6 protein-coding genes are annotated in these 8,955 nt (G+C 53.4%); 4 read left to right on the forward strand and 2 right to left on the reverse strand.

Going from position 1 to position 8,955, the window contains the following annotated elements; genetic code table 11:
* A partial coding sequence (gene nhaA / locus A918_RS20215) for a Na+/H+ antiporter NhaA (protein WP_022711140.1) occupies positions 1–1,139 on the reverse strand: 1,139 nt, incomplete at its 3' end.
* Positions 1,140–1,291: 152 nt separating this feature from the next.
* Complete coding sequence (locus tag A918_RS0111130; RefSeq protein ID WP_022711141.1) at positions 1,292–2,074, reverse strand: tRNA1(Val) (adenine(37)-N6)-methyltransferase; 783 nt, start codon at positions 2,072–2,074, stop codon at positions 1,292–1,294.
* Between the two features lie 279 nt (positions 2,075–2,353).
* On the opposite strand from A918_RS0111130, the gene A918_RS0111135 reads away from it, so the two are divergent.
* From A918_RS0111135 to glyS, 4 genes are all read left to right on the forward strand, one after another.
* Positions 2,354–3,370, forward strand: coding sequence for a polyprenyl synthetase family protein (locus A918_RS0111135; RefSeq protein WP_028233681.1), 1,017 nt, complete (start codon positions 2,354–2,356; stop codon positions 3,368–3,370).
* Between the two features lie 238 nt (positions 3,371–3,608).
* The gene (locus A918_RS0111145) at positions 3,609–5,459 is read left to right on the forward strand and encodes a tetratricopeptide repeat protein (RefSeq protein ID WP_022711144.1); all 1,851 of its coding nucleotides are present in this window, start codon (positions 3,609–3,611) and stop codon (positions 5,457–5,459) included.
* 203 nt (positions 5,460–5,662) lie between these two features.
* Entirely contained in the window at positions 5,663–6,631 is a 969-nt protein-coding gene (locus A918_RS0111150; protein WP_033316061.1) for a glycine--tRNA ligase subunit alpha, read from the forward strand.
* A 112-nt stretch (positions 6,632–6,743) separates the two neighbouring features.
* Entirely contained in the window at positions 6,744–8,915 is a 2,172-nt protein-coding gene (gene glyS / locus A918_RS0111160) for a glycine--tRNA ligase subunit beta (protein ID WP_022711147.1), read from the forward strand.
* Positions 8,916–8,955 lie beyond the last annotated feature (40 nt).

An 8,955-nucleotide genomic window follows, 5' to 3' on the forward strand; every position in this document is an offset into this window, starting at 1 on the left:
CAGCCACAAACGGCGGAGAGCAGGGAGCCGAGCAGAACACCAATCTTGGTCTCGCTGTGCAGCAGGTCATTGTCAAAGGACAGCAGGCCGATGAACAGGCTCATGGTAAAGCCGATACCGCAGAGCAGTGCCACACCATAGAGCTGTGTCCAGCTTGCGCCCATCGGCTTGGTGGCAATCCCTGCACGGATAGCGATCCATGCCGCACCGAAGACGCCAAACTGCTTGCCGACAAACAGACCGAGCGCAATACCGAGTGTGAGTGAGTCACCAAGGATCGACGGACTCATGCCGGCGAAGGAAACACCCGCATTGGCAAAGCCGAAGATTGGTACAATGACAAAGCCGACCCATTTTGCCAGCGCATGTTCCAGCGTGTGCAGTGGGGAGCTCATGTCATCAGGACGGCCAAGTGCAGGCTTGATCGGAATAGTCAGCGCGGTCAGCACACCGGCAACCGTTGCATGAACACCGGAGCGCAGTACAAAATACCAAAGCACGGCACCGAGGATCAGATATGGAGTGAGGCGCATAATGCCCATCTTGTTCAGAACAAACATCAGCGCAAAAATACTGGCAGCACCGGCGAGATAGAGCGTGGCAATATCGGCGGTGTAGAAGACGGCGATAATCGCAACAGCGGCAAGGTCGTCAAGAATGGCGAGCGTTGCCAGAAACACTTTCAGGCTGGTTGGTACGCGTGGGCCGAGCAGCGACAGCACACCGAGTGCAAAGGCAATATCGGTTGCCGACGGAATAGCCCAGCCGCGAATGGTTTCAGGATTTGACCAGTTAAAACCGGCAAAAACCAGTGCCGGAACAATCACGCCACCAGCGGCGGCAATGCCCGGCAAAGCGCGGTTCGACCAGCTGGCAAGCTGGCCGTCGAGAAATTCACGTTTGATTTCGAGACCAACGAGAAGGAAGAAGACGGCCATCAGCGCGTCATTAATCCAGTGCAGAACGCTCATCGGGCCGAGCTTGCTCTCCAGAACCTGAAAATACGTGGCTGATAACGGGGAGTTGGCGACGATCAAAGCAAGCGCCGCTGTAATCATTAGTACAATACCGCTGGCGGATTCACTGTCGAGCCAATGGCGGAGCGTTGAGAAGGGGCGCTTGGTCTGGCTTTGTGTCATCCGGTATCGGCCTTTTTCTTTGCGGGCAGCGTTTTGACAACGCTCAATCCTTGATCTGTCCTCAGAGTTCCGCGCTTTAAATAGAGCGAAAGACCTGTTCGGACAGTCCGTGTTTTCGGGAAAATGTGCTCCGTCCTCCTGAACAACAACCGTTACAGGTTGTCGCAACCATTAATGAGGCTTTCTGCACGTGGCGTAAATTCATGGCCGGAACTTTTATGCAAAATTAACGGCGGCGCAAGGAAAACCGGAGCGCGGCTGCCTTTTATGCCCGTAATTACGACACGGATGGCCGGTTCATCCGGTCTGGCATAGAGCGGAAGAATTGCGATGCCGCCAAAACGGCGCTCCATCGCAGACAGGATTTCATTCAGATTGGCGGGACGTGCGATGATCGCAATATGTCCGCGCGGGCGTAAAATGCCCGATGCCGTGCGTATCCAGCTTTCAAACATGCCTTCATGCATCACATGCGCCTGTGCCTTTAAATCGTCCGGCGTGGCACGGTCATGGCTTTGGTTGAAAGGCGGGTTCATAATCACATAGTCAAATTGATTATCAGCCAGCCCTGCTTCATGACGGGTAGGGCCGGTCATGGTTACATCAGCCTGCAGGCATGACAGACGGCCATGCATATGGGCATTTTCGGACAATGCGCAGGATTTTTCCGCATAGAGCAGCATTTCCGGTGAGTGCTCAATCAGGGTGACATCTGTGTTTGCGCAGCGCGCAGCAACGGCCAGTCCTGCCGCACCGGCACCGGCACCAAGATCCGCAACTTTGCCTTTGAAATCCGTTGGCACCGCACTTGCCAAAATCATGGCATCAATCCCCGAACGGTGACCTTTTGCGGATGGCTGCACCAGATAGAATGCACCACGGTGAAAGGCATCGAGAGTTTCGCCATAGGGCAGAGAGCTGAACGGAGCAGACATAAAGACGGCAGTTTCCTGACTTGTTGCAGACTGAAAGCGATCAAACCGGCTTTAACCGATTCTGTATAGAGGCGGTGAAAGCCGCAATTCTGTTTGCTGACAGCAATTTGACATCTTATATCAGCAGAATATGCTTTATTGTGTTGTGTTGCAGCTCGCAACACTTGCCTTTAGCACGGCTTTTGGTGCATTTGACGCTTGAGCATAAAGGCCGCCTTGAATAATGTGTGGCTATAAAACGGGTCTCATTGTCAGGCCGCGTGAACTGGAGATATGGCATTGGGTGTGGTTCTCAATCTCGATGAGAAAAAAAATCAGCAGGCGTCCATTCAGAAGCTGGTTGATCTGACGAAAGCGGATATGGGACGTGTCAATGCGCTTATCCTGTCCAAGGCCGGTTCTGATGTTGAGATGATACCGGAAGTGGCCAATCATCTGATTTCATCGGGTGGTAAGCGTTTGCGTCCGATGATGACGCTCGCTGCTGCAGCCATGTTCGGCTATGAGGGCGAAGGTCACGTACAGCTCGCAACCAGCGTTGAATTCATGCATACAGCAACGCTTCTCCATGATGATGTGGTGGATGAGAGCGATCTGCGCCGTGGCAAAAGCACAGCGCGGATGATCTGGGGCAATCAGGCCAGCGTTCTGGTCGGCGATTTCCTGCTTGGTCAGGCTTTCAAAATGATGGTGGATGTCGGCTCGCTCGACGCGCTGGATGTGCTGGCAACCTCGGCTTCGGTGATTGCCGAAGGTGAAGTGATGCAGCTCGCCGCCGCTAAAAATATGGAAACCACGGAAGACGAATATCTGGCCGTTATCAAAGCCAAGACTGCGGCGCTGTTCTCTGCTGCTGCCGAAGTTGGTCCGATCATTGCCGATGCACCGCGTGCACAGCGTCTGGCACTGCGCTCCTATGGTCTCAATCTCGGCCTTGCTTTCCAGCTGATTGATGATGCGCTGGATTATGGCGGTTCGGCTGCGGATCTCGGCAAGAATGTCGGTGATGATTTCCGTGAAGGGAAAATCACCATGCCGCTGTTGCTCAGCTATCGCCGTGGTTCCGAAGACGAACGCGCTTTCTGGAAATCATCCATTGAGCAGGGCAATAATGATGATGAAGCCTTGCAGAAGGCTATCGGCCTGATGACCAAGCATGGTTCGATTGCCGATACCGTACAGCGTGCGCGTCATTTCGGCGAAATCGCCCGTGATGCACTGGCACCGCTGCCGCAGAGCCCGCAAAAAGATGCTCTGATTGATGTGATTGATTTCTGCATCAGCCGTGTAAACTGATTATTGACCGGTACCGGCGCATATTTCCGGTACCGGACTTTGAAATACCCTTTTCTCCGGCCATATAAAAACCACGACATGGCCGGATGGTGTGTTTGTTTCGGAAATAAGCCAGACCAGAGCATTTCCAGCAAAAGTGGCAACCGGTTTTGCGTCAGGAAATGTGTAAAATAAAGAGATAGAGCATTCCTTCTGTTTCAAAATTGGAAATGCTCTATAAATGCAAGGGGAAGTGCCGATGCGGCGGAATACAGTTAAAGCGCGTGCTCTGGTTTTCGCTTTGATGGCAGGGGCGGCTTTCACAAGTGGTGTCTCCGGCGCGGCCTATGCTGCATCTGCGGCAAAGACAGCGGTGTCGACAGATGAGCCGGTGATCGTCTCGCGTGCAGGTTCTTTCCCTGGTGCCTATCTGGCCGGTCGCATTGCCGAGATCGACAATAATCTTCCTGTAGCCATCGCTTATTATCGTCAGGCACTGGCATTTGATCCGTCAAACCAGCCGATGAAGCGTGACCTGTTGCTGTCCTATCTGACCGACGGTCAGCTGGATGAAGCGCTGCCCTTTGCCCGTGCGCTCAAAAATGAGCCGGAAGTCGAGCGTTTCTCCCGCATCATTCTGGCGATCAAGGCTTTCAACGACAAGCATTACCGCACTGCCCGCACCAATCTGAAGCTCACCCAGCAGTCAGAAATGGATCGCTTAGCAACCGGCCTGATGACGGCATGGACATTCTACGGTGAAGGTCGTCCGAAAGACGCGCTGGCAGCAGTTGATAAGCTTGACGGGCCGGTCTGGTACGATCTTTTCAAAACCTACACATCGGCATTGATTGCAGACAGCGCTGGTCAGACCAAGGCTGCGGATAAATTCTATGCGCAGGCTGTGGCTGATAAAGAAGGCGGCAGCGCTGCCCCCGATACTTATGAGCGCATCATTTACGCCTATGCTGATTTCAAACAGCGTCAGGGCGATAAAGCCGGTGCGATCAAACTGGTGGAAGATGCCGAGCAAATTCTCAGCGGCCGCGTGATCCTGCGCGAAGTACGCCAGAAGCTTGAAGATGGTGAAAAGCTTGATCCGCAGATGCGCAGCCCCCAGCAGGGCGCGGCTGAGGTTCTGTATTCTTTGGGCACCGCGATTAACCGTGGCGGTGCTGAGGCTTTTGCAACTATTTATCTGCAAATGTCCGGTGAGCTGCGTGAGAATAATGACGCTACATTGTTCCAGCTTGGCGATATTGCTGCCAAACTGCGCCAGCCGGAAAAAGCGATTAAATATTACGGCCGCGTTGCGGATAAATCGCCTTATAAGCGCGATGCAGAAATGCAGCTGGCGCTTAATCTGGCTGAAACAGACAAGCCCGATGAGGCGATTGAGCATCTGAAAAATAATCTGCGCAGCAATGATAAGGACAATCGTTCCTATCTGGCGCTTGGCGGTGTCTATGCCCAGAAAGAAGACTGGGCAAATGCGGCAAAGACTTATGATCAGGCCGTTGCGGAAATCAAATCGCCCGTGCGTCAGGACTGGCCGGTTTTCTATCAGCGCGGCATTGCTTATGAGCGTCTGAAACAGTGGGATAAGGCTGAGCCTAATTTCCGTAAAGCACTGGAGCTGTTTCCGAACCAGCCGCAGGTGATGAATTATCTCGGCTATTCATGGGTTGATCGTGGTGAAAATCTGGAAGAAGCTTTGCAGATGATCCGCAAGGCCGTCGAGATGCGCCCGCAGGATGGCTATATCGTCGATTCCCTTGGCTGGGCTTATTACAAGCTTGGCCGCTATAATGAGGCCGTTGTCGAACTGGAAAAGGCAGTCAAGCTGCGTCCGGAAGATCCGACAATCAATGATCATCTGGGTGATGCCTATTGGCAGGCAGGGCGCGGGCTGGAAGCGACTTTCCAGTGGAACCATGCCATCGCCGGTAAGCCTGAAGCGGCAGAACTGGCCAAGATCGAGAAGAAGCTGAAACAGGGGCTGACACAGACGGCGGAAGCTGATGTGAAAGATATTGCGCCGGTAAAGCCTGACACTGCACCGGAGAAAGCACCGGATGCTAAGCCTGCCGATCCCGCTGCCAAGCCATAATGCTTGCTATCCGGCTTTAAGTCTTGACCGTTTAACGCGGAATAATTAGGACAAACTATCTGTTTTTCGGCGGAGCTGAGCTGTTATGGCTCAGCTTTCACCGTTTTCACCACGCATGATTTGCAAGAAGAGCAGTTTTGATAGCCGATCTCGCCAAGAATGCTCCAACGAGGCCTTCCGTGACCAGCACATTGCCTGAACACCTGCATCCGACCCGCTCTTTTCAGGGCTTTATCATGGCGCTCCAGCACTACTGGGCGCAGCATGGCTGCACAATTTTGCAGCCTTACGATATGGAAGTCGGGGCGGGTACGCTGCATCCGTCCACTACTTTGCGCGCATTGGGGCCAAAGCCGTGGAATGTTGCCTATGTGCAGCCGTCACGTCGTCCGAAAGACGGTCGCTATGGTGAAAACCCGAACCGTATGCAGCATTATTACCAGTATCAGGTGCTGTTGAAGCCAAGCCCGCCGAACCTGCAGGAACTGTATCTCGGCTCGCTGAAAGCCATCGGCATTGATACCGATCTGCACGATATCCGCTTTGTTGAGGATGACTGGGAAAACCCGACTACCGGCTCTTGGGGCTTGGGCTGGGAATGCTGGTGCGATGGCATGGAAATCTCGCAGTTCACTTATTTCCAGCAGGTTTGCGGTATTGAATGCTCGCCGGTTGCCGGTGAGCTGACCTATGGTCTTGAGCGTCTCGCTATGTATGTGCAGGGCGTGGACAATGTTTATGACCTGAACTTCAATGGCCTCGAAGGCGAGGACAAAGTTACTTACGGTGACGTGTTCCTCCAGACCGAGCAGGAATATTCCCGCTACAATTTCGAAATCGCCAATACCGATATGCTGCACCAGCATTTCATTGATGCGGAAGCGGAATGTAAAGCTGTGCTTGCGGCAGGGGCACCACAAGAGGCGACGAGTGCCGAAGGCACGAGCGGGAATAAAAAAGAGACAGGGAACTTACATAAGTGCGTTTTCCCTGCTTACGATCAAGCGATCAAAGCGTCACATATTTTCAATCTGATGGATGCCCGTGGCGTTATCTCGGTAACCGAGCGCCAGAGCTATATTCTGCGTGTGCGCAATCTTGCGCGCCAGTGCGGTGAAGCCTTTCTTCAGACCGATGCTGGTGGCGTCAACTACAAGAATGAGACACGCTGATGCCTGATTTGTTGCTTGAACTTTTCTCGGAAGAAATTCCGGCACAGCCGTCCGCCCGCAACGAAGTGAGGACGGACAAAACAAAAAATGAGCATGCGGAGGGCGCACGCTGATGCCTGATTTACTGTTAGAATTGTTCTCCGAGGAAATCCCGGCGCGCATGCAGCGTAAAGCTGCCGGTGATTTGAAGAAAATGATCACCGATGGTCTGGTTGAAGCCGGTCTGACCTATGAGGCGGCAACGCCTTACTGGACACCGCGTCGTCTGACTTTGGATATTCGTGGTCTGACTGTGCGTTCAAAAGACGTGCATGAAGATATCAAAGGCCCGTCAGTTACTGCACCTGAAGCCGCAATTCAGGGCTTCCTGCGTAAAGCTGGCTTGAGCGATATTGCACAGGCGCATGTGCATTCCGACCCGAAAAAAGGCGATTTCTACGTCGCGCATATCACCAAATCCGGCCGGGCTGCGGAAGAAATCATCGCGGAACTGGTGCCGAATGTGGTGCAGAATTTCCCGTGGCCGAAATCCATGCGCTGGGGCAAGGCCTCGGCACAGTCCGGTTCCTTGCGCTGGGTGCGTCCGCTGCAGTCGATCATCTGCCTGTTTGGTCCTGAAACCGAAGAAACCGTTGTGGTGGATTTTGAAGTCGGCGGCGTGCGCTCCGGTAACACCACACGTGGTCACCGTTTCATGAGTGATGGTCAGCCGATCACCGTGCGCCGCTTTGACGACTATGTTGAGAAGCTGGAAAAAGCGCATGTGGTACTCGATGCTGAACGTCGCAAGGAAATCATTCTCACCGATGCCCGCAATCTGAGCTTCGCTTCCGGTCTGGAACTGGTTGAAGACGAAGGCCTGCTGGAAGAAGTGTCCGGTCTGGTTGAATGGCCGGTGGTGCTGATGGGCGAATTTGAGGAAGAGTTCCTCTCCATTCCACCGGAAGTTATCCGTCTGACCATCCGTGCCAATCAGAAATGCTTTGTCACCCGCAAGCAGGGCGAGACAGATGCACTGTCCAACAAGTTCATTCTGATCTCAAATATTGCTGCCCGTGACGGTGGCAAGGAAATCGCTTTCGGTAACGGCAAAGTTGTTCGCGCCCGCTTGTCCGATGCTTTGTATTTCTGGCATACCGATCAGGCAGATATGCCGGATATGGACAAGCTGAAAGCTTCCGCTGCGAAATTTGCGCTTGATCTGGCTAAGCCGCTCGATCAGCGCATGGCGCGTCTGGATGCGCTCAATGTGACCTTCCATGCCAAGCTCGGCACGCAGGGTGCGCGCGTGTCACGTATCAAGGCGCTTGCAGAGGCAATTGCACCACTGGTTGGTGCGGATGTTGCGCTGACTGCCCGTGCAGCAGTGCTGGCAAAAGCTGATTTGCAGACCGAAGTTGTCGGCGAGTTCCCTGAGTTGCAGGGCGCAATGGGGCATAAATACGCTTTGCTTCAGGGCGAAGATGCTGCTGTCGCAACAGCACTTGAAGATCATTACAAGCCGCAGGGTCCGTCAGACCGTGTGCCGCGCGATCGGGTTTCGGTTGCTGTTGCGTTGGCTGACAAGATCGACACTCTTGTCGGTTTTTGGGCGATTGATGAAAAGCCGACAGGTTCGAAAGACCCTTATGCGTTGCGTCGTGCAGCCCTTGGTGTGATCCGCCTGATCCTCGAAAATGATATCCGCGCAGAACTGAGAGCGCTGATCGCACAGGCTGAGAAGCCGATGGCTTCAATCGAAGGTCTGGCATCAAAAGATGTTGGCGCTGATCTGTTGTCCTTCTTCCATGACCGTTTCAAGGTCTATTTGAAGGATGAAGGTGCACGTCACGATGCAATTGATGCAGTCCTGTCAGCTGATGCTGATAATCTGCTGCTGGTTGCCCGTCGTCTTGAAGCACTGATCGTTTTCATCAATGAGGAAGACGGTAAGAACTTGTTGGCAGGTACCAAGCGTGCAGCCAATATTCTCGGCGCTGAAGAGAAAAAAGGCACTGTTGTTGCCGACAGCGTGGATGCTGCACTCTTCAACAATGAAGAGGAAAAGGCATTGTTTGCTGCTGTGCAGTCAGCAGAAACCAAGGCCGCCGAGGCCATTGCCAAGGAAGATTTCTCAGCGGCTATGTCAGCTATGGCTGAGTTGCGTGCGCCGGTTGATGCCTTCTTTGACAAGGTAATGGTTAATGATGAGAATGAAGCCATCCGTGCCAATCGCTTGGCACTGCTGGCGAAAATCCGCTCCGTGACCGGTCAGGTCGCTGATTTCTCAAAGATCAGCGGTTAAACAAATAAAGATACAAAAAAGCCGGAGTGGTGAGAACCGC

The sequence above is a fragment of the Pseudochrobactrum sp. AO18b genome (assembly GCF_000409565.1).
GTDB lineage: Bacteria > Pseudomonadota > Alphaproteobacteria > Rhizobiales > Rhizobiaceae > Pseudochrobactrum > Pseudochrobactrum saccharolyticum.